General features: G+C 63.3%; 27 protein-coding genes. 17 read left to right on the top strand and 10 right to left on the bottom strand.

Annotated features, from left to right (window positions below; translation table 11 throughout):
* Positions 1–428 precede the first annotated feature (428 nt).
* The 4 genes from ABID59_RS33395 to ABID59_RS33380 all read right to left on the bottom strand — a co-directional run bounded on the left by ABID59_RS33395 (position 429) and on the right by ABID59_RS33380 (position 3,044).
* Positions 429–686 (bottom strand): DUF3297 family protein, encoded by a 258-nt coding sequence (locus tag ABID59_RS33395; RefSeq protein ID WP_014492823.1) that lies wholly within the window; start codon positions 684–686, stop codon positions 429–431.
* On the bottom strand, positions 683–1,159 hold the full coding sequence (locus ABID59_RS33390; protein ID WP_148754637.1) for a glutathione peroxidase: 477 nt from the start codon (positions 1,157–1,159) through the stop codon (positions 683–685). Before ABID59_RS33390 ends, ABID59_RS33395 begins: the two co-directional genes overlap by 4 nt.
* Before the next feature lie 2 nt (positions 1,160–1,161).
* Positions 1,162–2,562 carry an amidase family protein gene (locus tag ABID59_RS33385; protein ID WP_354086178.1) on the bottom strand — a complete coding sequence of 467 codons (1,401 nt, stop codon included), beginning with the start codon at positions 2,560–2,562 and terminating at the stop codon, positions 1,162–1,164.
* A gap of 224 nt (positions 2,563–2,786) precedes the next feature.
* On the bottom strand, positions 2,787–3,044 hold the full coding sequence (locus ABID59_RS33380) for a DUF6894 family protein (protein ID WP_187435261.1): 258 nt from the start codon (positions 3,042–3,044) through the stop codon (positions 2,787–2,789).
* A gap of 263 nt (positions 3,045–3,307) precedes the next feature.
* On the opposite strand from ABID59_RS33380, the gene pqqA reads away from it, so the two are divergent.
* The 11 genes from pqqA to ABID59_RS33325 all read left to right on the top strand — a co-directional run bounded on the left by pqqA (position 3,308) and on the right by ABID59_RS33325 (position 14,783).
* On the top strand, positions 3,308–3,388 hold the full coding sequence (pqqA, locus tag ABID59_RS33375; RefSeq protein WP_007595659.1) for a pyrroloquinoline quinone precursor peptide PqqA: 81 nt from the start codon (positions 3,308–3,310) through the stop codon (positions 3,386–3,388).
* Between the two features lie 119 nt (positions 3,389–3,507).
* Positions 3,508–4,437 (top strand): pyrroloquinoline quinone biosynthesis protein PqqB, encoded by a 930-nt coding sequence (pqqB, locus tag ABID59_RS33370; RefSeq protein WP_354086177.1) that lies wholly within the window; start codon positions 3,508–3,510, stop codon positions 4,435–4,437.
* Complete coding sequence (gene pqqC, locus ABID59_RS33365) at positions 4,434–5,225, top strand: pyrroloquinoline-quinone synthase PqqC (protein WP_354086176.1); 792 nt, start codon at positions 4,434–4,436, stop codon at positions 5,223–5,225. The genes pqqB and pqqC overlap by 4 nt, the downstream gene beginning before the upstream one ends.
* 12 nt (positions 5,226–5,237) lie before the next feature.
* On the top strand, positions 5,238–5,549 hold the full coding sequence (gene pqqD / locus ABID59_RS33360) for a pyrroloquinoline quinone biosynthesis peptide chaperone PqqD (RefSeq protein WP_148754730.1): 312 nt from the start codon (positions 5,238–5,240) through the stop codon (positions 5,547–5,549).
* On the top strand, positions 5,546–6,739 hold the full coding sequence (gene pqqE, locus ABID59_RS33355) for a pyrroloquinoline quinone biosynthesis protein PqqE (RefSeq protein WP_354086175.1): 1,194 nt from the start codon (positions 5,546–5,548) through the stop codon (positions 6,737–6,739). The genes pqqD and pqqE overlap by 4 nt, the downstream gene beginning before the upstream one ends.
* A complete protein-coding gene (gene pip / locus ABID59_RS33350) occupies positions 6,729–7,715 on the top strand; it encodes a prolyl aminopeptidase (protein ID WP_354086174.1) in 987 nt (328 codons plus the stop codon). Before pqqE ends, pip begins: the two co-directional genes overlap by 11 nt.
* 25 nt (positions 7,716–7,740) lie before the next feature.
* Positions 7,741–8,418: a hypothetical protein gene (locus ABID59_RS33345; protein WP_354086173.1), complete on the top strand. Its 678-nt coding sequence runs from the start codon at positions 7,741–7,743 to the stop codon at positions 8,416–8,418.
* 240 nt (positions 8,419–8,658) lie between these two features.
* Complete coding sequence (locus tag ABID59_RS33340; RefSeq protein WP_354086172.1) at positions 8,659–10,458, top strand: FAD-dependent oxidoreductase; 1,800 nt, start codon at positions 8,659–8,661, stop codon at positions 10,456–10,458.
* Positions 10,428–12,275, top strand: a complete 1,848-nt coding sequence (locus ABID59_RS33335) for a 2-oxoacid:acceptor oxidoreductase subunit alpha (RefSeq protein ID WP_187435262.1) — start codon at positions 10,428–10,430, stop codon at positions 12,273–12,275. The genes ABID59_RS33340 and ABID59_RS33335 overlap by 31 nt, the downstream gene beginning before the upstream one ends.
* Entirely contained in the window at positions 12,272–13,327 is a 1,056-nt protein-coding gene (locus ABID59_RS33330) for a 2-oxoacid:ferredoxin oxidoreductase subunit beta (RefSeq protein WP_148772803.1), read from the top strand. The genes ABID59_RS33335 and ABID59_RS33330 overlap by 4 nt, the downstream gene beginning before the upstream one ends.
* A gap of 124 nt (positions 13,328–13,451) precedes the next feature.
* The gene (locus tag ABID59_RS33325) at positions 13,452–14,783 is read left to right on the top strand and encodes an adenylate/guanylate cyclase domain-containing protein (RefSeq protein ID WP_354086171.1); all 1,332 of its coding nucleotides are present in this window, start codon (positions 13,452–13,454) and stop codon (positions 14,781–14,783) included.
* A 98-nt stretch (positions 14,784–14,881) separates the two neighbouring features.
* Here ABID59_RS33325 and ABID59_RS33315 read toward each other — a convergent pair whose 3' ends face one another.
* The 3 genes from ABID59_RS33315 to ABID59_RS33305 all read right to left on the bottom strand — a co-directional run bounded on the left by ABID59_RS33315 (position 14,882) and on the right by ABID59_RS33305 (position 17,747).
* On the bottom strand, positions 14,882–15,331 hold the full coding sequence (locus ABID59_RS33315; protein ID WP_148754737.1) for a DUF4399 domain-containing protein: 450 nt from the start codon (positions 15,329–15,331) through the stop codon (positions 14,882–14,884).
* Positions 15,332–15,347: 16 nt separating this feature from the next.
* Positions 15,348–16,880, bottom strand: a complete 1,533-nt coding sequence (locus ABID59_RS33310) for an SUMF1/EgtB/PvdO family nonheme iron enzyme (RefSeq protein WP_354086170.1) — start codon at positions 16,878–16,880, stop codon at positions 15,348–15,350.
* A gap of 282 nt (positions 16,881–17,162) precedes the next feature.
* Positions 17,163–17,747 (bottom strand): STM3941 family protein, encoded by a 585-nt coding sequence (locus tag ABID59_RS33305; protein ID WP_148754739.1) that lies wholly within the window; start codon positions 17,745–17,747, stop codon positions 17,163–17,165.
* 196 nt (positions 17,748–17,943) lie between these two features.
* Between ABID59_RS33305 and ABID59_RS33300 the strand changes: the two genes are divergently transcribed.
* The 6 genes from ABID59_RS33300 (at position 17,944) to ABID59_RS33275 (ending at position 20,698) form a co-directional block, all read left to right on the top strand.
* A complete protein-coding gene (locus tag ABID59_RS33300; RefSeq protein ID WP_354086230.1) occupies positions 17,944–18,564 on the top strand; it encodes a hypothetical protein in 621 nt (206 codons plus the stop codon).
* Positions 18,565–18,604: 40 nt separating this feature from the next.
* Positions 18,605–19,048: a DsrE family protein gene (locus ABID59_RS33295; protein WP_354086169.1), complete on the top strand. Its 444-nt coding sequence runs from the start codon at positions 18,605–18,607 to the stop codon at positions 19,046–19,048.
* 204 nt (positions 19,049–19,252) lie between these two features.
* Positions 19,253–19,576 (top strand): ArsR/SmtB family transcription factor, encoded by a 324-nt coding sequence (locus ABID59_RS33290; RefSeq protein WP_354086168.1) that lies wholly within the window; start codon positions 19,253–19,255, stop codon positions 19,574–19,576.
* Positions 19,573–20,004 carry an SRPBCC family protein gene (locus ABID59_RS33285; protein ID WP_354086167.1) on the top strand — a complete coding sequence of 144 codons (432 nt, stop codon included), beginning with the start codon at positions 19,573–19,575 and terminating at the stop codon, positions 20,002–20,004. The genes ABID59_RS33290 and ABID59_RS33285 overlap by 4 nt, the downstream gene beginning before the upstream one ends.
* 44 nt (positions 20,005–20,048) lie before the next feature.
* Positions 20,049–20,261: a hypothetical protein gene (locus tag ABID59_RS33280; RefSeq protein WP_187435263.1), complete on the top strand. Its 213-nt coding sequence runs from the start codon at positions 20,049–20,051 to the stop codon at positions 20,259–20,261.
* Positions 20,258–20,698: a DUF1801 domain-containing protein gene (locus ABID59_RS33275; RefSeq protein WP_354086166.1), complete on the top strand. Its 441-nt coding sequence runs from the start codon at positions 20,258–20,260 to the stop codon at positions 20,696–20,698. Before ABID59_RS33280 ends, ABID59_RS33275 begins: the two co-directional genes overlap by 4 nt.
* 204 nt (positions 20,699–20,902) lie before the next feature.
* Here the strand turns inward: ABID59_RS33275 and ABID59_RS33270 are convergent, their stop codons facing one another.
* Genes ABID59_RS33270 through ABID59_RS33260 form a run of 3 tightly spaced genes read right to left on the bottom strand, consistent with a single transcriptional unit; the run spans position 20,903 to position 25,675 of the window.
* Positions 20,903–22,438, bottom strand: coding sequence for a SpoVR family protein (locus ABID59_RS33270; protein WP_148754745.1), 1,536 nt, complete (start codon positions 22,436–22,438; stop codon positions 20,903–20,905).
* A complete protein-coding gene (locus ABID59_RS33265) occupies positions 22,435–23,712 on the bottom strand; it encodes a YeaH/YhbH family protein (protein ID WP_187435276.1) in 1,278 nt (425 codons plus the stop codon). Before ABID59_RS33265 ends, ABID59_RS33270 begins: the two co-directional genes overlap by 4 nt.
* A gap of 19 nt (positions 23,713–23,731) precedes the next feature.
* A complete protein-coding gene (locus tag ABID59_RS33260; protein WP_148754747.1) occupies positions 23,732–25,675 on the bottom strand; it encodes a PrkA family serine protein kinase in 1,944 nt (647 codons plus the stop codon).
* Positions 25,676–25,691 lie beyond the last annotated feature (16 nt).

Raw genomic sequence — 25,691 nt, 5'->3', positions numbered from 1 at the left:
GAAGCAATTTGCACTGATGCGACGAAGCAATCCAGACTGCCTTCGCGGAAAGATTCTGGATTGCTTCGCTGCGCTCGCAATGACGGAGTGTGTGGCAGCACCTCGCGCAATTCCGTACCACCGTGCATCGCAGACGGGGGCCGCCGGTAACCGACACCGCCCTCTCCACCGTCATTGCGAGGAGCTCTTGCGACGAAGCAATCCAGACTGCCTACGCGGAGAGATTCTGGATTGCTTCGCTGCGCTCGCAATGACGGAGTTGGTTGCGCCAGCGGAGGCTACTCCGCCAGCGCCTTTCAGTCTGCTACTCGCGGAAAGACTCTGGATGGCTTCGTCGCAAGGGCTCCTCGCAATGACGAGGAGGGAGAATGCGTCCCTCGCAATGACGAGGAAAGAGAGTGCGCTGACGAGGAGAGAGCGCGTCGCGCTTACTTCTTGTCCCGGAAATACGGCTCGACCGGACCATGCACCTTGATGGTCAGCGGATTGCCGTAGCGGTCCTTGGCATTGCCCGCGGTGACGCGGACCCAGCCTTCGCTGATGCAGTACTCCTCGACATTGGTCTTCTCGACGCCCTTGAAGCGGATGCCGACGTCGCGCGACAGGATGTCGGCGTTGTAATAGGGGCTGTTGGGGTCGACCGACAGGCGGTCCGGAAATTCGTCGCTCATGATTGTCTCGCTCATAACAGGGTCTCGATCTTCTGCCGCAATCCTTCCGGCCGCGCGGTCGGCGCATAGCGCGCGATCACGTGGCCGGCACGGTCCACCAGGAATTTGGTGAAATTCCATTTGATGGAGGCGCCCAGCAGGCCGGATTGCTGGTGTTTCAGATACTCATACAAGGGATGCGCGTGGGCGCCGTTGACGTCGATCTTCTCGAACAGCGGAAACGTGACGTCGTAATTGGTCGAGCAGAACGCCTGGATCTCGGCGGCCTGCCCCGGCTCCTGCGCGCCGAACTGGTTGCAGGGAAAGCCCAGCACCGAGAAGCCGCGCGGCGCGAGATCGCGATGCAGATCCTCGAGTCCGCGATATTGCGGCGTGAAGCCGCATTTGCTCGCGGTGTTGACGATCAAGAGCACCTGGCCCTCGAACTGTCGCAGCGCGACCTCCTCGCCGGCAAGCGAATTGGCCTTGAACTCGTAGATCGCAGCCATCGCTAACCCACGGGGTCGATCGGCGATGGCGGCACGCCGCCCGCCTCAATCGCTTCGCCGGCGAGCAGGCACAGATCCTCGCGATAGCGGCCGGAGACGATGTGCACGCCGACCGGGGACTTGCCGACGAGGCCGGTCGAGACCACGAGGCCCGGCAGTCCCATGAACGGGATCGCGATCTGCGGCAGCTGCGCTTCCCAGACGCGCTCGAAGGAGGCGGCGTCCTTGCGGTCGAGATGATCGGCGAATGGCAGCTCGCCGGAGACCGGCGTCAGCACGACGGCGTATTTCTCGAAGAACAGCATCCAGTCGCGGGTCAGCGTGGCGCGGCGGGTCAGCGCCTGGGCGTAGTTGGCCTGATCCATCGGCGTGACCTTGGCGCGGATGCCGCGCAGGCACGCCAGCGCGCCGGGATCGCCCTCGCGCTCGGCCATTTCCAGCTGCGCCTCGTAGCCATCGCCAAGCCAGAGCTTGCGCTGCCATGCGACGGCTTCGCGCATCGGCGGGGTGTTCTCGATCACATCGACGGTCCACCCCGCCCGCTCGAGGCGCTTGCCGGCGTCGGTCACGGCCGCCTTCACCTCAGGCGTGGTCGCAAGACCGTCCGGATTGAGGCAGAGCGCGGCGCGCTTCGGCACGGCCGGGCCATCGAGCGGCGCCGGCACATACCAGGGATCGCGCGCATCGCGGGCCGACATCGCCGCGAGCGAAATGCGGAGGTCATTCACGGTGCGTGCCAGCGGGCCCGACACCGCCATGATCTGCGGCCCGATCGGCCGCTCCGGCAGCGCCGGGTTGAAGGCGGGGATACGGCCCAAGGTCGGGCGCAGGCCGTGCACGCCGCAGGCATAGGCGGGATAGCGGATCGAGCCGGCGATGTCGGTGCCGTGGGCGATATGGCCGATACCCGCCGCGACCGCCGAGCCGGCGCCGCCGGAGGAGCCGCCCGGTGTCAGCGAGGCGTCACGGGGGTTCTTGGTGTCGCCATGGACCAGGTTGGTGGTGAACCAACGGTAGGAGAAGGCCGGGCAATTGGTGCGCCCCAGGAGAATGGCGCCAGCTTTGCGGAAATTGGCGACCACCGGATTGTCCTCGCGCGCGATCAGGTCGCGCTGGAGCTTGAGGCCGTTGGTGGTGGCAAAGCCTTCCTGGTCGACATTGGCCTTGATGGTAACGGGCACGCCGGCCAGCACACCGGGGTCCTCGCCCCGGGCAATGGCGGCATCGACGGCGTCGGCCTGCTTAAGCACGTCCTCGGGCCGGTGGTCGATCACGGCGTTGAGCTGGGGGTTGACGGCGTCGAGGCGGGCGAGCCCGGCCTTGGCCGCCTCCCGGGCGGACACCTTTTTAGATTTGACGAGGGTGGCGAGGTCGGCGGCCGACAGGCGCCAGAGATCTTGCATGACGTGCTCCGTTTAACCGGCGTCTTTTAGCGCCGGGAACGCGGCAAAGCCATGCGGATTTCGCGGGGAGGGAGGACGGGTTTGCCTCATTCTCCGTCATTGCGAGGAGCCCTTGCGACGAAGCATTCCAGACCGCCTCCACAGAGAGATTCTGGATTGCTTCGCTTCGCTCGCAATGACGGCGGAAAGAGCTGCGGCGTCCGGTCCTCGCAATGACGGAAGCCCTAATGCCGCGTCGCGGACTGGTCCGGGATGTCCAGCAGGGCCTCGGTGAAGGGAAATTCCAGCACGATCTCGCCTTCGACGTCGGTGACCTCGATCACCGCCTCCATGAGCGCCGGCTGGGTCCCCTCGGATTTCAGCACCTCCAGGATCATCTGGCGGGCGACCTCCCAGGCGCGATCGGGATTGCGCAGATCCTCGCCATCGGGATCCACGATCAACTCATCGCCGATACGGGTGTTGAAGAAATATCTGGGCATCACCGAATTCCACTTGGGGCGATTCCACTTGGGGCGCCTGTACCGGATTGAAAGCTGCACTGCACTCACAACTGCTTTATCAGGGCAGGGTTCGCGACCGAATGCGCCTGCCGCAAGGCAGCATCGTCAGAAGTGATGTTCCACCATCATTTTTCGCGGCGCAACATGCCGTTCTCGGGAAAATTTCACTGGCGAACTTTTGCGCCCGCAGTAACTTAGCCCCCGGGCGGATACGTCCGAAATCTCAAGAATGGAGCGCCAAAATGGCCTGGAAAGCCCCCAAGATCGTTGAAGTGCCCTGCGGCATGGAAATCAACATGTATGTGAGCGCCACCCGCAAGTAAGCGGTTGGTGAGTAGGCGTTCTGCGCAGGTGGGTCTTGCCGGTCACGATCGGTTTCCGGACGATGGAAACTGTGTTGGCCTAGGATCCACCTGGCGACGTTGCTTCCAGGAGACGGATCATGCTTCGCGTCGTCGTCCTGGGCGCCGGGGCCGGCGGCGGAGTCCCGCAATGGAATTGCGGTTGCGAGGGCTGCCGGGCGGCGCGTCACCACGGCCATGAGCTTTATCGGACCCAGGCCTCGGTTGCCTTCAGCGGCGACGGCGAGCACTGGTTCCTGATCAACGCCTCCCCTGATCTGCGCCAGCAATTGAATGCCACGCCGCAGCTGCATCCCAAGGCAGGCGCGCTGCGCCACACGCCGATCGCAGGCGTGATCCTGACCAACAGCGAAGTGGATGCGGTCGCGGGCCTGCTCTCGATGCGCGAGGGCTCGCCGTTCACGGTCTATGCGCATGAGAAGGTGCTGGCGATCCTGAACAGCAACACCATCTTCAATGTGCTCAACGAAAAGAACGTGCGGCGGCAGCCGATCGGTATCGGTGAGCCGTTCGAGCCGCGTCTCACCGATGGTGCGCGCTCGGGGTTAGAGGTGCGGCCCTTCGCGGTGCCGGGCAAATCGGCCTGGTATCTCGAAGGCAAGGCGCATCCGGGCGGCGAGAGCGGCGACGGCGATACGCTGGGCCTGAAGATCACCGACAAGTCGACCGGAAAATGCTTCTACTTCATCGCCGCCTGCGCCGAAATCACCGACGCGCTCAAGGCCGAGATCGACGGCGCCGCGCTGGTGTTCTTCGACGGCACGGTCTGGCAGGATGACGAGATGATCAAAGCCGGGCTCGGCCACAAGACCGGCAAGAGCATGGGCCATGTCGCGATGTCCGGTGACGATGGCGCGATCGCCCGGCTGGCCGATCTCACTATCGACAGGAAGATGTTTCTCCATATCAACAACTCGAACCCGGCGCTGCTGCCCTCCTCTCCCGAGCGCAAGGCCGCTGAACAAGCGGGATGGCAGATCCCCGCCGACGGAACGGAGATCGTGCTGTGAATGCCGCGTCCATGACTGGAATGACTGCGCTCTCGGTCGGCAAGGACATCAGGCTCACTAGCGCCGCGGAGCTGGAGGCGACGCTGCGCCACATTGGCGCTACGCGCTACCACAGCCTGCATCCGTTCCATAAGCTCTTGCATGGCGGCAAGCTGAACAAGGGCCAGGTGCAGGCCTGGGCGCTGAACCGCTACTATTACCAGAGCACGATCCCGATCAAGGACGCGGTGGTGATCTCGCGCTTCCGCGACCGCGCCACGCGGCTGGAATGGCGCCACCGCATCGAGGACCATGACGGCGATGTCGGCAGCGAGGGCGGCATCGAGCGCTGGCTGAAGCTGACCGAAGGCCTCGGGCTCGACACATCTTACGTGGAATCCACCGAAGGCATCCTGCCAGCGACGCGCTTCGCCGTGGAGGCTTACGTCCACTACTGCCGCGAGAAGAGCCCGCTGGAGGCGATTGCGTCCTCGCTGACCGAATTGTTCGCGCCGAACCTGCACGAGGAGCGCATCTCCGGCATGCTGGAGCATTACGACTTCGTCAATCCTGACATCATGAGCTATTTCAAGCGCCGCCTCGCACAGGCGCCGCGCGATGCCGGCTTCGCGCTCGACTACGTCAAGGCGCATGCGATGACCCCGGAGCAGCGCGCGCAGGTGTGCAACGCACTGATCTTCAAGACCAACGTCTTGTGGGTGCAGCTCGATGCGCTCCAGCACGCCTATGTCGAGGGCAACATTCCGCCGGGCGCGTTCGTGCCCCAGGAAACTAAAAAAGCGAGTTGAGGGACGAGAGCAATGGCCGGGCCGCGGAACATCAGCGTCAGCGAGGCAAGCCGCCCCGTGCTGCCGCGGCATGCCAGGCTGAAGTATGACGAGACGCGAAAAGTCTGGGTGATCCTGGCGCCGGAACGCGTGCTGGCGCCTGATGAGATCGCGGTCGAGGTCTTGCAGCTTTGCGACGGCAAGCGCAGTGTCGGCGACGTATCCGACCTGCTGGCGGAAAAATACGCCGCACCCCGCGAGGCGATCCTCGCCGACGTCATCGTCATGCTGCAGGATCTCGCCGACAAGGGCTTTCTGACCGAAGCCCGGGAGAAGACGCCATGAGCGATGTGCTCCCAACCATCCCGCCTGATGCCAGCGACAGCCTCGCGGTGCTAGAGAAGAGCCGCTCGACTGCGGAGACATTTGGCATTCCGCTCGCCGTGCTGCTCGAGATCACCCATCGCTGCCCGCTGCAATGCCCCTATTGCTCCAACCCCGTCGAGCTCGACCGCTCCGGCAAGGAGCTGACGACGGATGAGTGGAAGAAGGTGCTGAGCGAGCTCGCCGAGATCGGCGTGCTCCAGGTGCATTTCTCCGGCGGCGAGCCGACGGCGCGGAAAGACCTGGTCGAGCTGGTCAAGCATGCCAGCGACGTCGGCCTCTATACCAACCTCATCACCTCGGCCGTGCTGCTGACGCGCGAGCGGCTGAGCGCGCTTGCCGACGCCGGGCTGTGCCACGTGCAGATCTCTTTCCAGGGCGTCGAAGAGGGCCTCTCCGACCGCGTCGCCGGCTACAAGGGCGCACATCATAAAAAGATCGAGGTCGCAAAGTGGACGCGCGAGCTCGATTTGCCGCTCACCGTGAACGCGGTGATGCACCGGCAGAACCTGCACCAGCTCCCCGACATCATCCAGATGTCGATCGATCTCGACGCCGACCGGCTCGAGGTCGCCAATGTGCAATATTACGGCTGGGCGCTGAAGAACCGCGCCGCCCTGATGCCGACGGTCGCGCAATTAGATGAGTGCACCCGCCTCGTCGAGGAGGCGCGCGAGCGGCTGAAGGGTACGCTGACGATCGACTACGTCGTGCCCGACTATTACGCGCTGCGGCCGAAGAAATGCATGGGCGGCTGGGGCCGGCAGTTCTTCAACATCTCGCCGGCCGGCAAGGTGCTGCCCTGCCATGCCGCCGAAAGCATCACCGGGCTCGATTTCGAGTCGGTGCGTTCCAACCATTCGATCGCCTGGATCTGGCAGAACTCGGATGCCTTCAACCGCTATCGCGGCACCGGCTGGATGAAGGAGCCGTGCAAGAGTTGCGAGTTCCGCGAGATCGATTTCGGCGGCTGCCGCTGCCAGGCCTTTGCACTGACGGGCGACGCCGCCAACACAGACCCTGCCTGCGCGCTGTCGCCGCTGCACGAGACCATCTTCAAGCAGGCCGAACGCGAGGCCGAGGGCGAGACCAACCGCTTCCTCTATCGCAACTTCGCCGGCGGCACTCTGGAATCCGGGAATGATGCCTGACGCCGACGCGGCCGCAGCGGCCAGACGTGCCGATCCCTTTGCGCCGCTGACCTCCGACATGCTCGACGTCGGCGACGGCCACGAGCTCTATGTCGAGAGCGTCGGCCGTGCTGGCGGCATTGCTGCGATCTATCTGCATGGCGGCCCCGGCAGCGGCTGCCAGCCGGATCACCGCCGCCTGTTCGATCCCGAGCGTTTGCATGCGGTTCTGTTCGACCAGCGCGGCTGCGGCCGCAGCCGTCCCAAGGGCTCGCGCGAGCACAACACGACGGCGCATCTGATCGCGGACATGGAAAAGATCCGCGAAAAGTTCGGCTTCGACTGCTGGATGGTGGTCGGCGGCTCCTGGGGCGCGACGCTGGCGCTGGCTTATGCGCAGGCCCACCCCGAGCGCGTCTCCGGCATTGCGCTGCGCGCAACCTTCCTGGGCACGCGGGCAGAGGTGGCGACGGCCTTCACCTCGCGCCTGCCGCAGTTCTATCCAGCGCTGCACGACGATTTTCTGAGCGTGCTGCCGCCGGAGGAACGCGCGCAACCGGTGGACGCCTATTATCGCCGCATCCTCGATGCCGATCCGGCCGTGCACGGACCGGCCTCGCGCGCCTGGCATGACACCGAACGCGCTCTATCGGAGCACAAGCCGGCCAAGACGCGGATCGACCTCGCCTCGCTGAACGTCTGGCGCACATTGCCGGCGACACCGTTCATGGAAGCGCATTACTTCATCAATGACAGCTTCATGACCGAGAACCAGCTGCTGCAAAACGCCGGCCGGCTCGCCGCCATCCCCGGCATCATCGTGCAGGGCCGCTACGATCTGTTGTGCCCTCCTGAGACATCCGCGCAGCTCGCGAAAGTTTGGCCGGGTTCCGAGATCCGGATCGTGGAAGAAGCCGGACATTCGCTCTATGATGCCGGCGTGCGGGACGCGGTCATGAAGTCGATCGCCGACCTCGCGTCGAAGGCCGCGCGATAACACGCGAAGCAAGGACAACAAGAAAATGCCGCTCGCCGGGAAAGGCATGCTGCTGACGTCGATGAACATCGACGCCGCAGATGAAGCTGATTTCAACCGCTGGTACGATCGCGAGCATCTGGAAGAGCGTGTCGCGATCGAGGGTTTCCTGGAGGCGCGGCGCTATGTCGCGCACGCCGCCAATCCCAAATATCTCTCGCTGTATTCGACGTCGACGCTCGACGTGCTCGACAGTCCCGCCTACCGGGCGCGGCTCGCCAACCAGACCGAATGGTCGCGGCGGACCATGGCGCATTTCAAGAACATGCTGCGCGTGGTAGCGCGCATCACCATCAGCAAGGGCACTGGACGCGGTGCTGCGCTGGGGCTCGTGCGGCTGCGCCCCACGGCCGGCAACGCCGGCGCGTGGCGTGATGCACTGCAAGAAAAGCTGGCACCCGGAGAGCGCGAGGGCATCATCTCGATGCATCTGCTCGAGAGCGAACCGGAATTGTCGGGCGCAACGGCGGATATTCCGTTGGTGCGTAACGAAGGCGCGCGCGACTGGTTCGTGCTGATCGACGGCACGCGCGTCGGCGCGGTCTCGGCTGTCATCGCCGAACGCTTCACCGGTCCTGCGGCCGCGCCCTTCCCGCTGCCCGTCTCCGTCGGCACCTATGCGCTGATGTGGGACCTCGCGAAGAGCGACATCACGCACGGCTGACGCACCGGCATGCAGCGCAACATATTGCACCGCCGCATTGGCTGCGGACGGCCATTAATGCTGTCTGCGCGCAGCTCCCATGAAAGCGGATGATTCACCCAAATTTGCCGTTGTACTTCGGACCGGTTCTAATAAGCTAACCCAATGACGTCATTCAGAAACCAGATCGCCGCGCGTTAAGCGTCCGACAAGCTCAAGAAAAGGCCGCCGGGTCTTTGAGCCTGCGCGGACAGGGTAGGAATGAAACCGACCGATATCGCGGCCCCCGACTACTTTCACAAAGTGGTCGATTGCCAGTGGGCCTGTCCTGCGCACACCCCGGTTCCCGAATACATCCGATTGATCGCACAAGGCCGCTACAGCGACGCCTACATGATCAATTGGAAATCGAACGTGTTTCCCGGAATTCTGGGACGCACCTGCGATCGTCCATGCGAGCCGGCGTGCCGCCGCGGACGCGTCGAGGAAACGCCGGTGGCAATCTGCCGCCTCAAGCGCGTTGCCGCCGACTTCAAGGACGACATCAAGCACCGCCTGCCGAAGCCTTCAGCCAAGAACGGCAAGCGCGTCGCATTCGTCGGAGGCGGACCGGCCTCGCTGACGGTGGCGCGCGATCTGGCGCCGCTCGGCTATCACTGCACCGTGTTCGACGGCGATCCCGAAGCCGGCGGCATGATGCGGACCCAGATCCCGAAATTCCGCCTGCCCAATTCGGTGATCGACGAGGAGACCGGCTACATCCTCAATCTCGGCGTCGAGTTCAAGGGCGGGCACCGCATCGAGAGCATGAAGGCGCTGCTCGCGGAGAAATACGACGCGATCTTCGTCGGCTCCGGCGCGCCGCGCGGCCGCGAGCTCGACATTCCGGGCCGGAAAGAGGCTGCCGCTCACGTCCATATCGGCATCGACTGGCTGTCCTCGGTCTCGTTCGGCCACACCGACAAGATCGGCAAGCGCGTGATCGTGCTCGGCGGCGGCAACACCGCGATGGATTGCTGCCGCACCGCGCGCCGCCTCGGCGGCGAAGACGTGAAAGTGGTCGTGCGCTCCGGCTTCGAGGAGATGAAGGCCTCGCCCTGGGAGAAGGAGGACGCGATCCACGAGGACATTCCGATCCTCAACTTCCTCGTCCCCGTCGCCTTCATCCACGACAACGGCAAGCTCACCGGCATCACGTTCCAGAAGGTGAAGGCCGAGTACGATGCCAAGGGCCGCCGCAACCTCGTCCCCTCGGGCGAGCCGGACCAGACCCTCGAATGCGACGACGTGCTGGTCGCGGTCGGCCAGGAGAACGCCTTCCCCTGGATCGAGCAGGACTGCGGCATCGAGTTCGACAAATGGCACATGCCCAAGGTCGATCCGAAGACCTTCGTCTCGACCAACCCGAAGGTGTTCTTCGGCGGCGACGCCGCGTTCGGGCCCAAGAACATCATCTGGGCGGTGGCGCAGGGTCACGACGCCGCGCTGTCGATCCACAAGCTGCTGTCGGGCGAGGACATCACCGAGCGCCCGCTGCCGGAGGTGCATGTCTCGTCACAGAAGATGGGCATCCACGAATGGAGCTATGACAACGACATCTCCAACGACAAGCGCTTCAAGGTGCCGCATCGCGACAAGGTGATCGCGCTGAAGGACATCCGCACCGAGGTCGAGCTCGGCTACGACGTCAAGCTCGCGCTCGGCGAGGCTCATCGCTGCCTGAACTGCGACGTCCAGACCGTGTTCTCGACCTCGCTCTGCATCGAATGCGATGCCTGCGTTGATATCTGCCCGATGGATTGCATCACTTTCACGGAGAATGGCGAGGAAACCGATCTGCGCCATCGCCTGAAGGCGCCCTCACCGCATCCGGACCAGGACCTCTACGTCTCCTCCGACCTCAAGACCGGGCGCGTGATGGTGAAGGACGAGGATGTCTGCCTGCATTGCGGGCTCTGTGCCGAGCGTTGTCCCACCGGAGCCTGGGACATGCAGAAATATCTCATCGAAATGACTCACGCGGGTTCAGCATGTCCGACAAAAAGCCGATCAGCAGCGTAAACGACTTCGTCGTCCGCTTCGCCAACGTCAACGGCTCCGGCTCGGCCAGCGCCAACGAGATGTTTGCGCGCGCGATCCTGCGTCATGGCGTGCCGGTTAGCCCACGCAACATCTTCCCCTCCAACATCCAGGGCCTGCCGACCTGGTATGAGGTGCGGGTGACGGAAGAGGGCCATCTCGGCGCCCGCGGCGGCGTCGACCTGATGGTGGCGATGAACCCGCAGACCTGGGACAAGGACGTCGCCGGCATCGAGCCCGGCGGCTATCTGTTCTACGATTCCACCAAGCCGATGCCGTCGACCAAATTCCGCGACGACATCACCGTGATCGGCGTGCCGCTGACCGCGATCACCAACTCGACCTATACCGATCCGCGCCAGCGCCAGCTGTTCAAGAACATCATCTATTTGGGCGCGCTCTCGGCGCTGCTCGACATGGACCCGAAGCTGATCGAGCAGCTGATCGGCGAGCAATACAAAGGCAAGGAGAAGCTGCTCTCCTCCAACGTCCACGCGCTGCATTTGGGGCGCGACTGGGCACTGCAAAATTTGAAATGCCCGATCGGGCTGCGGGTGAAGAAGTCCGACACGGTCGGTGACCGCATCTTCATCGAGGGCAACAGCGCGGCCGCGCTCGGCGCCGTCTATGGCGGCGCAACGGTCTGCGCCTGGTATCCGATCACGCCGTCCTCGTCGGTGGCGGAGGCTTTCACCGCCCATTGCAAGAAGTATCGGCACGATCCGGAGACCGGCAAGGCGAAATACGCGATCGTGCAGGGCGAGGACGAACTGGCCTCGATCGGCATCGTCATCGGCGCCTCCTGGAATGGCGCACGCGCCTTCACCGCCACATCCGGCCCCGGCATCTCCCTGATGACCGAGTTCATCGGCCTCTCCTACTTTGCCGAGATCCCGGCCGTGATCATGAACATCCAGCGCGCCGGTCCCTCCACGGGCATGCCGACCCGCACCCAGCAATGCGACATCATCGCCTGCGCCTATGCTTCGCACGGCGACACCAAGCACGTGCTGCTGTTCCCGGAAGATCCGGCCGAGGCCTTCGAGTTCGCGGCCGCCGCGTTCGATCTCGCCGAGCGGCTCCAGACCACGATCTTCCTGATGCTCGATCTCGACATCGGCATGAACCACCGGCTCTGCCGCCCGCTGAAATGGGACGATTCCAAGCAATATGACCGCGGCAAGGTGATGACGGCGGAGATGCTGGAAGAAGGCCGTGACTTCGGCCGCTACCTCGACGTCGACGGCGACGGCATTCCCTACCGCACCTATCCCGGCACGCATCCGACCAGGGGCTCCTATTTCACCCGCGGCACGTCGCGTGATCGCTATGCGCGTTATTCCGAGGAAGGCTCGGTCTATGCGGACAACATGCAGCGTCTGGTGCGCAAGTTCGAGACCGCGCAGGACCTGGTGCCGCGGCCGCTCCAGGCCAATGCGGAGCGGCCGACCAAATATGGCGTGATCTATTTCGGCTCGACCTCGCCGGCGATGGACGAAGCGATCGGATTGCTTGAGGCACGCGGGCATCAGCTCGATCGCCTGCGCATCCGCGCCTTCCCGTTCCATTCGAGCGTGGCGAGCTTCCTCGCCGAGCACGATTTCGTCTATGTCGTCGAGCAGAACCGCGATAGCCAGCTCCGTCAGCTCATCGTCAACGAGAACGGCATCGACCCGATCCGCCTCGTGCCGATCGTGCATTACGACGGCTCACCGATCACCGCCCGCTACATCGCAAAAGCCATTGGCGACCACCAGGATCACCTCAAGGTGACTCCGCTCCGCAAGGCCGTGTCATGACCTATATTGCCAAGCCGAAATTTCATCACCCGGGCCTCAAGAAGAATGAGCTCGGCTACACGCATCGCGACTACGAAGGAAAAATCTCGACGCTGTGCGCCGGCTGCGGCCATGACTCGATCACGGCCTCGATCATCGAAGCCTGCTACGAGCTCTCGATCGAGCCGCATCGGGTGGCAAAAATCTCCGGCATCGGCTGCTCGTCGAAGACGCCGGATTACTTCCTCGGCAATTCGCACGGCTTCAACTCCGTGCACGGCCGCATGCCCAGCGTGCTGACCGGGGCCAATCTCGCCAATCGCGATCTGATCTATCTCGGCGTTTCCGGCGACGGCGATTCCGCCTCGATCGGCTTCGGCCAGTTCGCGCATTCGATCCGGCGCGGCGTCAACATGACCTATATCGTCGAGAACAACGGCGTCTACGGCCTGACCAAGGGCCAGTTTTCGGCGACCGCCGACCGTGGCTCGAAGTCGAAGAAGGGCGTGACCAACACCGACAACGCGATTGATCTCGTCGCGATCGCGCTGCAGCTCGGCGCCACCTTCGTGGCGCGCTCGTTCTCCGGCGACAAGGCCCAGCTCGTGCCGCTGATCGCGGCTGCGATCGGCCACAAGGGCGCGTCCTTCATCGACGTCATCAGCCCCTGCATCGCCTTCAACAACCACGCCGGCTCGACCAAGAGTTTTGACTATGTCCGCGAGCATAACGACGCCGTGAACCGGCTCGACGTGCTGGTCGGCCGCGATCCCATTGCAGTGGACTATGCGCCGGGCACGGTGCAGGTGGTCGAGCAGCATGACGGCAGCAAGATCGCGCTGCGCAAGATCGACGCCGACTACGATCCGCATGACCGGCTCGGCGCCCAGACCTTCCTTGCAAGGCACGCCGCCAAGGGCCAGATCGTCACCGGGCTGCTGTACGTCGATCCCGACGCGGAAGATCTGCACAGCCATCTCAACACGGTCGAGACGCCGCTCAACACGCTGGAAGCGGATACGCTCTGCCCGGGCTCGGCGGCGCTGGACAAGTTCAACGCCAGCCTGCGTTAAACACCGGCGTCGCGATTCCGAGGCGCGTTCGTCCCCGAGCGCGCCTTAGCCTTTTGGACCAAAGTGACGGCTTTCCGTCTGCAAATCTTGTTTGCTATGGTCAGCCTGCAGGCAGGGATCACGTATGCAGCCGGTTACGCAGTACGCCAGGAGCGGAGACGTCCACGTTGCCTACCAGGCGTTCGGCGACGGTCCGATCAATCTTGTTCTGGTGCCGGGCTTCGTGTCCAACGTCGAGAACTACTGGGACCAACCCGACCTCGCTCGCTTCCTGACCCGCCTTGCGGGCTACGCGCGCGTCGTCACCTTCGACAAGCGAGGTACCGGCGGATCCGATCGCGTCAGCGAACTCCCGGGCCTCGACGTGCGCATGGACGATCTGCGTGCGGTGATGGACGCGGCTGGCATCGAGCAGGCTGCCCTGCTCGGGATCTCGGAGGGCGCGCCCCTCTCCATTCTGTTTGCGGCCACCTATCCGCATCGGTGCCGCGCGCTCGTGCTTTACGGCAGCTTTTCGCGCTTCTCCTATTGGTTTGCGACCGACGAGGCGCTTGCGGCATTCTTCGACTATGTCGAGAAAGCCTGGGGCACCGGCGGCAGCATCCAGAAGTTCGCGCCGTCGCGGGCGAACGACGCCGCGTTTCAGCGCTGGTGGGGGCGCAACGAGCGATTGGGCGCCAGCCCGGCCGCAGTGACGGCCTTGATGCGCATGAACAGCCAGATCGAGATCGGCGGCGTATTGCCGGCGGTTCGTGTGCCAACCCTCGTCATCCACCGGACCGGGGACCAAGTCGTCAACGTCGCGGGCGGGCGCGACGTCGCCGCGAAAATTCCCGGAGCGCGTCTGGCGGAATTTCCCGGGAGCGATCACCTCTTCTATGTCGGCGAGAACGCCGACGACATTTCCGATGCGATCGAGGAATTCCTGACGGGAGCACGTGGTTCCGCAGTGGCTGATCGCGTGCTGGCAACGGTGCTGTTCACCGATATCGTGGGTTCGACTGAAAAGGCCGCCAGCCTCGGCGATCGTCGTTGGCGCGCCCTGCTTGACGACCATCACGTCATGGTCCGCAGCATCCTCGCTCGCTTCAGGGGCCATGAGGTCAAGACAACCGGCGACGGGTTTTTCGCGACGTTTGACGGGCCTGCGCGCGGGGTCCGTTGCGCTCGAGCGATCGCTGATGAAGTCAGGTCGCTCGGCATCGATATCCGCGCCGGCCTGCATACGGGCGAATGCGAGATCATCGACGATGATGTCGGCGGGATCGCCGTCCACATCGGGGCACGGGTCGCGGCGCTGGCCGGCGCCGGGGAAGTATTGGTGTCGAGCACCGTGAAGGATCTCGTCGCTGGGTCTGGCCTCCGCTTTGGCAGCCGTGGTGTCACGCCACTGAAGGGCGTTCCCGGCGAATGGCAAATCTTTGCCGCCGAAAGCTCTATCTCACCCGCATCGTGATCTTGCTCGAAACGACGGGCGGCTCGAACGGATCATGCTTGGCATCGCTCTGCACCAGTTGCAACGCGCGGCCCGGGCGAGAGCCCAGCCTGCGTTGATCATTTGCTCCGCGCTGAAACGGGCTGCCTGACGCGCACGGTGATCTTGTCCGAGACGACCGGCGGGTCGAACGGGTAGTGCTTCGCATCGCCCAGCACCAGCTGCAGAGTGTGGGTCCCGGGCGGAAGCTCGAGAAAAGTTTCTGTCTGCCCTGCCCCGAAATGCAGATGCGACTTGTCCTGCGGGATCGGCTCCTTCGGATCGATGGGGTCGTTGACGTCGACCAGCAAATGATGGTGGCCGGCGTTCTGATAGTCGTCGCCGGCATGCGTCACACCCATGTTGCGCAGGCCGAACCGGACCAGGAATCCGCCGCGCACCCTTTGCCCGTCATACGGGGTTATAAAATAAACCTTTGCGTCCTTTGGAGCAGCCTTACCCTGCGAGAAGGCCATGCCCGGGAGCAATGCGAGCACCGCCGACAGCGCAACGCAGCGAAGGATTTGCATCAATCTACTCCGGCAGTTAAGGACTGAGCGCGACACGGAAGCCATGCGTCGGGTAACGAACATTGGTATCGTAACCGTCGCGGTTGGATGGGCGCACGTATCTCAAGTCGTTCTTCCAGGAGCCCGAGCGCAGGACGTGCGAGCTGCAGTCCCCACCGCTCCATGCCGAACCGTCATTGGGCGCGCCCTGATAGCTCTTGTGCCAGCAGTCCTCGACCCACTGGTCGACGGCGCCGCCCATGTCGTAGAGACCAAAAGGATTGGGCTTGAAGCTGCCGACTTTCGCCGGCTGCTCGGCCACGGCATCACCGCAGTCTTTGCACCCGGCCATGCCCTGCTGGGACTTGTCGCCCCACCAATACTTTGTCGACGTCCCGCCGCGCGCCGCATGTTCCCATTCGGCTTCGCTTGGGAGCCGGTAAGGCTTCTTCGTCGTCTGCACGAGGAACGCGACATATTGCTGTGCGTCGGTCCAGCTCACATTGGTGATTGGCGCATCGTCCTTGCCGGTGGCCGTGAATCCGCACGCCTTGGCGGCGGCGCATTCGTTCCATTCCTGCACTGTCACCGGATATTTTCCGATCGAGAATGGCTTGACCGTGACCTGGTGGACAGGACGTTCGGTCGGATCATCATTGCTTCCCATCGCAAAGCTGCCGCCGCGAACAGCGATCATCTCGGGTTCACGGACCGGTGCCGTTGTCGGTTGGCTGGGCGCAGGAGTGGGCGACGCAGGCACTGAGGCCAGTGAGGGCGACGGTTGCGGTGTCTGCGTCGCCGCCTCGCGCGGCGACGGCTGCGGGATCGGCGATGCGGCCGGAGAAGCGGTCGGCGTGGCCGCCTGCTCGCCCACCCTGCCCTCCGGCTGCGCCAGCAGATACCAAAGCACGCCCGTGGCAATGACCAGCAGCGTGATGCCCAGGAGAAAGATCAGGGTATTCTCGCGCCGGCCGCGCGTCCTGCCGACTGCATCTGCATCCGGCAGCACACGATAGATGCGCACGGGATCCGTGATGTTCTTGACCTTGCGATCCCCGAGCGACTCATAGCCGCACACCACCTTGTGCTTGATCTGCTCGTAGATCGCGCCCGAGATGTAGACCTGACCGGGCTCGGCAATGCCCTCGATGCGTGTGGCGATGTTGACGCCATCGCCGTAGATGTCGTCCGGCTCAACGATGACATCACCGAGATTGACGCCAATTCGGTATTCGATCCGGGAGTCCCTCGGTATCGAGGCATTGCGGCCAACGAGGTTCTGCTGGATGACAATGCTGCATCGAACGGCCTCGACGGGGCTGTCGAAGATGGCGATGAAACCATCGCCCGTGGTCTTCACCAGATTTCCATGGTGCTCGACGATGCTGGGTTCGATGAGGTCCCGCTCGATCCGCTTGACGCGGACATGCGTGCCTTCCTCGTCGGCCTGCATCAAGCGGCTGTAGGATGCGATGTCACCGACAATGATGGCTGCGAGACGACGAGGCATCCCGCCGTGCGGAGGCGGCTCGTTCGTATTCCCGGATCTGAAGTTGCGAATTTCGCCCATTGCGGGGGACTCCACAAAACCTACAAGAGGCGGCCCCAGCCTACGACTTCGAGAAACAATCGCGTGTGAACGCTATCACATTGACGAACCGGGACAACGGCGAAGGGATCGCCGACAGCGAGTTCCGGAGAGCAAAGGGCTTACCCATTTGCCTGAACCTTCTTGCCCCAACCTGCGACTAAGGCAACGCTCGGACCACCGATCTCGGCTCCGCGGAAGGGGGAGAGACAGGGTGACGGACGAGTTCGGCCGGCATGGTCGAGACGCCCGCTTTGGCGAACTCTAGCTGACAGGCTCCGGCGCGGGCTGAGGCTCCGGCACGGCATGGTCCGCGTGGGCCGGTCGTCCCGCGCCCCAATATTGCTTGCAGGTCTCGAGCAATGTTTCGGTGTTCATGGTCAGGCCGCCCGCTTTGACGATCACGCTGTCAGCGCCAAGCGCCTTGTTCATCAGCACCAAGGCTTGCGTCGCAAATCCTCCGGAGAATCGCTCGGCGATGAGTGGGTCGACCTTGAGTACCACGAATTTCTGCGTGCGCTGCTCCCAGAGCATGATCTTTCGCACGGCGCTCCAGGCGATGGTCTCGCCGGCGAGCCTGGTGTCGCGGATGCCTACACGGCTGATGAAGACCACCGGCTGCCGCGCGGAGAACAGCCGCCAGAGCATGCGGCAGGTGGCAAGGCCGAAGAACACCGCACCGACATAGCAGGCGGCGACCTGGAATGAGGTGATGTTCTTGCCTTCCTGCCAGGTGAATGCGAGCCCGGCAAAGAGCAGCGTCAGTAGCCCGCTGCCACCGAAAAGCGTCAGCAGGCGGGCTCGCGAATAGCCGATCGCAAGATTGGGCAAGTTTTGACTTTCGGACATTTCGATCGCCTCCAGCCATTTGCAACAATCTGGGGTCTATCCACGCCCCTCCCTTGCAACGGTTAAGCCTGGAACCTTGCGCGAGGCTGCCGGAAGCGATGCAGTTGAACGCGCGGCATGCGGCTTGCGACTAACGGCCAGTTGGCCCCCACCCTGCCGATGCGGGCCGTCAATGGCTGACGTATCCGGTGCGATCATGAAGCTTGCCCTCATCCTTCCGCTTGCTTTTGCCGCCTTCATCGGCGCCGCCCGGGCCGAGGAGGCCGACGACATCCGCGAGGCGAGCAAGACCGAAGCTGAGACCTTCAACGCGCGCATGTATGCGGGCACGCCCGGCAAGACGGCCTATGCCTGCTTCGTCCGCCGCTACGATGCCGAGCACCTGGCGCGGCATCCGATGCAGAAGGTCGCCTCGATGACGCTGCTGGTCTCGGCGGAGATCGACAGCGAGGACAAGCAGCTCCACAACTCCTTCCGGCTAGGCTTCCGGTATCGCCACCGCAGCGGCGATTTCGACTCCAGCGGCTCCTGTCACCACGTGGCGTTCACCAAGGACGGCGGCGAGGTCCGCCTCGGCTGCGGCGTCGATTGCGAGGGCGGTGGCATCGGTGTCGCACTCTCGAAGGACGACAAATCGGCCATCGTGCGGCTCGCGAGCATCAGGGTCTGGCTGCACAACAAGCCGGACGACGAGGCCGAGCGGTCGCTGGTCGCAGGCCACGACGACGGGATTTTCCGGCTCGACCGGACCGACAACAGCGAGTGCGCCGCGCTCGTGACCGACCGCAAGGAACTCGCAGCGCTCCGCCACAAATGATATGTCTCCGGCAAAGCCAGTCGCTGCGAGGGAGACCGCGATGAACCGCCGGAACATCTTGTGGAGCACCGTCTCGGCGCTGGGCGCGGCGTTTGCCTCGCGCGCCAATGCTGCAACGGAAGCGAAATCGGACAGGCTGAAGGTCGTCTATCACCTCAGCGACGCCGACAAGGTCAATTTCGTGCTCGGCAACATCCCGAACCACATCGACGGCGTCGGCGGCCCCGACCATGTCACGATCGCGCTGATAATCCACGGGCCGGCGTTGAAGGCATTCCACTTGGCGCAGGCCAACCCGGACATCAGCAAGCGGATCGGCGATTTCTCCAGGGACGGCGTCGAGCTCGCCGCCTGCGGCAACACGATGAAGGCGCAGAACATCACGCTGCCGGATCTGCTGCCGGGGTTTGTCAGCGCGGAGAAGGGCGGCGTGGTTCGTCTGGCCGAGCTGCAGTCGCAGGGATATCTGTATCTGCGGCCGTAGGGCGCGCGAGGCGCCGCCACATTCTCCGTCATTGCGAGCGCAGCGAAGCAATCCAGTCTCTCCGCGGAGACAGACTGGATTGCTTCGTCGCAAGGGCTCCTCGCAATGACGCGGAGCGCGTCGCGCGAGCGAGCCATCCCGCTTGACATACCCATAACCCTGTGGTTATGAATCAATCCATAACCTACGAGTTATGGATTGCGCATGTCCGCCGCCCCCGACCTTCTGTTCCGGACGCTCGCCGACCCCACACGGCGGGCGATCTTCGAGCGGCTGTGCCGCGAGGGCGAGCAGACGGTCGGGGCACTGACCGCGCGATCCGGCGTTTCCCAACCGGCGGTCTCAAAGCATCTCGGCGCCTTGAAGCAGGCGGGCCTGGTGCGCGACCGCCATGAAGGACGCCAGACCCATTACAGCGCGCAGCCAGGCGCGCTCAATCCGCTGATCGACTGGACCAGCCAGATGGCGGGCTTCTGGCAGAATCGGCTCGATGCGCTCGACGATCTCCTCAAGAGGATGGACCAATGACTGAGGCTGCGACCGAAACACGTTCCGTGGTCATCGAGCGGGAATTTGCATATCCGCCGGAGCGGCTGTGGCGCGCGCTGACGCAGCCGCATCTGATCGAGGAATGGCTGATGAAGAACGACTTCAAGCCGACGGTCGGTCACCGCTTCAATCTCCGCGGCGAATGGGGCGGCGTGCTCGATTGTGAGGTGCTCGCCATCGAGCCGCAGCGCACGCTCGCCTACACCTGGAATTTCACGCATGAGGATTCAGCCTACGACCTCAAAAGCGTGGTGACGTTCACGCTCACCCCGCAAGGCGCCGGCACGCATCTGCGCGTCGAGCAGGCGGGCTTCCGCCCCAGCCAGAAGCAGGCCTATGGCGGCGCGCATGCCGGCTGGAAACAGTTTTTCACCAAGCTGGACGAGCTGCTGGCGCGGGCCGAATAGCCCGGCCGCTGGCGTCCATTCCGAACATTCCCAAGGAGACCGAAATGAGCTCGAACATGTGGATTCGACAGATCCATCGCTGGCTGTCGCTTGCCTTCACGCTCGCCGTGATAGCCAACATCGTCGCGCTGACCATGCAGATTCAAGCGACATGGATCGGCTTACTGGCCTTCGTGCCGCTGATCCCGCTGCTCGCGACCGGGCTCTATCTGTTCGCGCTGCCCTATGTCGGCCGGCGCAGCGGGGCGCGATCATGAAAAAGGCGGTGACGGCAAAGGCCGCGAAGGACACCGATGCACCTTCGCCTGCCAAGATGATCGACGGCAGGATCAACGAGCTCGGCGACTGGCGCGGCGAGACGCTGAAGCGAATCCGCGAGCTGATCAAGGAGGCCGATCCTGAGGTGGTCGAGGAATGGAAATGGCGCGGCGTTCCCGTGTGGGAGCACGACGGCATCATCTGCACCGGCGAGACCTACAAGGCCGTCGTCAAGATGACCTTTGCCAGGGGCGCGGCGCTGGACGACCCGGCCGGCCTGTTCAATTCCAGCCTCGACGGCAATGTACGGCGCGCGATCGATATTCCCGAGGGCGCCAAGATCAACGAAAAGGCGCTGAAGGCACTGATCCGCGCGGCCGTGGCGCTGAATGCGTCCAAGGCGAAGAAGAAGCCGGTGAAGAAGCAATCGGCCTAGAGCACGTGTTGCGCCTTCCTTCTCCCCTTGTGGGAGAAGGTGGCGCGAAGCGCCGGATGAGGGGTCTCTATCGACACGGGAAAGTGCGGAGAGATACCCCTCACCCAGTGAGCTTGTGTCTGCCGGCGTCGCTGCCCTCTCCCACAAGGGGCGAGGGCACATTGACGCGCATCTCGCCTTGTCACTTCCGCGCAGTCAGCGGCGTTACGCGGCCGCTGTGATCGGCCGCGGGCTCACGACGTATTCGCGCAGCACCTTGTCGCTCCCGTCGACCTCGATCAGCGCGACGTCGTAGGTCCAGAGATCGGCCAGATGCTGGAGCACCCGCTTGGCATCGGTCTCGTTGAGCTGCGAGCCCTTGATGACGCGGTGGTGCAGGATCAGCCGGCGGTCGCCGGAGAGATCGACATCGACCACCTCGATATTGGCGTCGATGTAGCCGACGTCGTGCTGCCGCGCCAGCTCGCGGCGGACGCGGCGGAAACCGCGGTCGTCGTGAATGGCGTCAACCCGGATGCCGGCGCGCTCCTCGGGATCGTCATGCAGATGGAACATGCGGAAGTGCCGCATCAGCTTCGGGCTCAGGAACTGGGCGATGAAGCTTTCATCGCGGTAGTTGGCCCAGACGTCGCGCAGCACGCCCATCACGTCGTTCTTGCCGGCGATGTCAGGGAACCATTCGCGGTCCTCGTCCGACGGACTGGTGACGATGCGCTCGATGTCCTGCATCATGGCGAAGCCCAGCGCATAGGGGTTGAAGCCCGAGAAACGCTGATCGTCGAATTCGGGCTGGAACACGACATTGGTGTGTGATCCCAGGAATTCGAGGAAGTTGCCGTCGGTGATGCGGCCCTGCTGATGCAGCTGGGTCATGATGCGATAGTGGACGTAGGTCGCCGTCCCCTCGTTCATCACCTTGGTCTGGCTCTGCGGATAGAAATATTGCGCGATGTGGCGGACGATGCGCAGCAGCTCGCGCTGCCAGGGCGCCAGCCGCGGCGCGCTCTTCTCCAGGAAGTAGAGCAGGTTTTCCTGCGGCAGACCGAGTAGCTTGCGGCGCCGCTCGAGCGAGATCGCGGTCCTGCTCTTCGAGGCACCCTTGGGCACGGTGCGCCAGAGGTCGTTGAAGACTTCCTCTTCGTGCTGGCGGCGGCGCCCTGCCCGCTTCTCTTCCTCGCGTAAATCCAGCTTCTTCTTGCCGGGATAACGGTCGATGCCGTGCGACATCAGCGCGTGCGCCGCGTCAAGCGTGCGCTCGACCTCGGTGCGGCCGTAGCGCTCCTCGCATTGCATCACGTATTTCTTGGCGAAATCCAGGTAGTCGAGAATCCCTTCGGCATCGGTCCACTGCTTGAACAGGTAGTTGTTCTTGAAGAAGTGGTTGTGGCCGAAGGCGGCGTGCGCGATCACCAGCGTCTGCATCGTCGCCGTGTTCTCCTCCATGAGGTAGGAGATACAGGGCGAGGAGTTGATCACGATCTCATAGGCGAGGCCCATCAGGCCCTTGCGATACGACGCCTCGTGATACGCAAAATGCTTGCCGAACGACCAGTGCTTATAGAACAGCGGCATGCCGACGGATGAATAGGCATCCAGCATCTGCTCGGCGGTGATCACCTCGATCTGGTTCGGGTAGACGTCGAGCCCAAGATCCTTCAACGCCACCTCCTCGCAGGCATCGGTGATGCGCTGCAAGGTGTGGAAATCCCAATCGGCGCCTTCGAACAAGCGTTCCGTCATGGAGCGGCTTTCTCCTGAGAAGTCTCGCGGCGCTGGAACAGATCGTGGAACACCGGGAAGATCTCGCTGCGCTCGCTGACCTTGCGCATCGAGAGCGGTGCGCCGCCGTTGCGCAGGCGCTCATAAAGGGTCCAGAGCGAGGAATCGGACAGATCGAAGGCGCTGCCGCCGGATTCTCCGACCTCGAGATAGGCAAAGAACTGGCAGACCGGCAGGATTTTCTCGGTCAGCAGCAGGCCGGTGAGCTCACCGTCGGAATAGGAATTGTCGCCGTCGGAGGCTTGCGCCGCGTAGATATTCCAGTCCGCCGGATTGAAGCGTTCGCGCACGATCTCATGCATCGCCTGCAGCGCGCTGGAGACCAACGTGCCGCCGGAGGCCGGGCCGTAGAAGAAGGTCTGCTCGTCCACTTCCTCGGCGCGGTCGGTGTGGCGGATGAAGACGATCTCGACATGCTTGTAGCGACGCTTCAGGAACACGTAGAGCAGCATATAGAAGCGTTTGGCGAGATCCTTCATATGCTCGGACATCGAGCCGGAGACGTCCATCAGGCAGAACATCACGGCCTGCGCCACCGGCCGCGGCACCTTCTCGTAGCGGCGGTAGCGGATGTCGAGCGGATCGATGAAGGGAATGCGCTTGGTCTTCGCCTTCAGCTTTTCGAGCCGGGCGAGAAGCTCCACGCGTTCGTCCTCGTCGGCGCAGGCGGCGATCTCGGCTTCCAGCGCTTCGATCTCGTCCTTGCTGGGACGCTTGAGCGCGATGCGGCGCGCCAGCGCGAGCTTTACGGTGCGGCTGACCGAGATGTTGGCGGGCGACCCCGACGTGGTATAGCCGACGCGCTGGATGCCCTCGCTCTCCGTCTGTGCAATCTTGCGCTTGGCGAGATCGGGCAGCTCGAGATCGTCGAGGAAGAGATCGACGAATTCGTCGCGGCTGAGCACAAAGCGGAAGGCGTCCTCGCTGTCGCCTTCGCCGGGACCGGAATCCTTGGCGCTGCCCTGGCCGGAGCGCTGGAGGTAGTCGCCCTCGATGAACTTCTTGTTGCCGGGCAGCACCATGTCGCGCGTTCCGCCTTCACGGCGGAAACGCGGCTCGTGCATGCCGTCGAGCGGTATCGTGACCTCACCACCCTCCAGGACGTCCTTGATGTCGCGTTCCTGCGAGGTCTTCTTGACGGCGCCCTGCACCAGGGATTTGGCCCGACGCAAGAACCGCTGCCGGTTCTCAAGACTCTTGCCGCCTGGATTCAGGCGCCTGTCAATAATGTGAATGGCCACTTTCTCATCCGTCTCAACCGGCTTGCTTCACGCGCATGTACCATTCGACCAGTCGGCGAACCTGACGCTCGGTGTAGCCGCGCTCCACCATGCGTGCGACGAACTCGCCGTGCTTCTTCTCCGTCTCGCCGTCCTTCTTAGACCCGAACGAGATGACCGGAAGCAGGTCCTCGACCTGAGAGAATATCCGCTTTTCGATCACATCGCGAATCTTCTCGTAGGAGGTCCAGGTCGGATTCTTGCCGCCGTTCTGGGCGCGCGACCGTAACGAGAATTTGACCACCTCGTTGCGGAAATCCTTCGGGTTGGCGATGCCGGCCGGTTTTTCGATCTTGGTCAGCTCCTGGTTCAAGAGATCGCGATCAAGGAGTTGTCCGGTGTCGGGATCCTTGAAATCCTGGTCCTCGATCCAGGCGTCGGCGTAATCCACGTAGCGGTCGAACAGGTTCTGGCCGTAATCCGAGTAGGATTCCAGATAGGCCTTCTGGATCTCGTTGCCGATGAACTCGGCATAACGCGGCGCAAGTTCCGCCTTGATGAATTCGAGGTAACGCTTTTCGATTTCCTCAGGAAGCTGCTCGCGGCGGATCGACTGTTCCAGCGCATACATCAGGTGCACGGCGTCGGCGGCAACCTCCTGCGGATCGTGGTTGAAGGTCGCGGCCAGGATCTTGAAGGCAAAGCGCGTGGAGACACCGTCCATGCCTTCGTCGACGCCGGCGGCATCCCGGTATTCCTGGACGCTGCGCGCTTTGGGATCGGATTCCTTCAGGCTTTCGCCATCATAAACCCGCATCTTGGCAAACAGCGTGGAATTCTCGTGCTTGCGTAGCCGCGACATCACCGAGAATCGCGCCATCGTTTCCAGCGTCGCCGGCGCGCACGGTGCAGACGCAAGCTCGGAGCCCTGGATCAGCTTTTCGTAGATCTTCTGCTCTTCGGTGTAGCGCAGGACATAGGGCACCTTGATAACGCAGATGCGGTCGATGAAGGCTTCGTTGTTCTTGTTGGCCTTGAAGCTCGACCACTCCGCCTCGTTGGAGTGCGCGAGGATGACGCCTGTGAACGGGATCGCGCCGATGTTCTCGGTGCCGATATAGTTGCCTTCCTGCGTTGCGGTCAGCAACGGATGCAGCATCTTGATCGGCGCCTTGAACATCTCGACGAATTCGAGCACGCCCTGATTGGCGCGGTTGAGGCCGCCGGAATAGCTGTAGGCGTCGGGATCGTTCTGCGCGTAGGTCTCGAGCTTGCGGATATCGACCTTGCCGACCAGCGAGGAGATGTCCTGGTTGTTCTCGTCACCGGGCTCGGTCTTGGCGATACCGATCTGGCGCAGCCGCGACGGCTGAATCTTGGCGACGCGGAATTGCGAGATGTCGCCGCCGAAGGCCTCCAGCCGCTTGTAGCACCACGGGCTCATCAAGCCGGTGAGACGCCGGCGCGGAATGCCGTACTTCTCTTCCAGCATCGGACCGAGCTGATCGGGATCGAACAGGCTGAGCGGGCTCTCGAACACCGGCGAGAGTTCATCCCCGGCCTTGAGCACGTAGATCGGATGCACCTCCATCAGCGACTTCAGCCGCTCGGCGAGCGAGGATTTGCCGCCGCCGACCGGTCCGAGCAGATAGAGGATCTGCTTGCGTTCTTCCAGGCCCTGCGCCGCATGGCGGAAGAAACCGACGATGCGCTCGATGGTTTCTTCCATGCCGTAGAAGCCGGCGAAGGCCGGATAGGTGCGGATCGTGCGGTTCAAAAAAATACGGCCAAGGCGTGGGTCCTTGGCCGTGTCGATCGTCTGGGGCTCGCCGATCGCCGCCAGTAACCGTTCGGCCGAGTTCGCGTATTTCATGGGATCGCTTCGACACGATTCCAGGTATTCCGCCATCGACATGTCGTGCTGGCTTCTCGCCTCGAACGACTTAGCGAAAGCGTTGAATAGAGAATCGTTGTACATGATCCCTCTCCGCGTG

Source organism: Bradyrhizobium sp. S3.3.6 (assembly GCF_040546905.1).
Classification (GTDB): Bacteria; Pseudomonadota; Alphaproteobacteria; order Rhizobiales; family Xanthobacteraceae; genus Bradyrhizobium; species Bradyrhizobium cytisi.
Note: the sequence above shows the minus strand (reverse complement) of the source record. Positions and strands in the feature narration are given on the sequence as shown.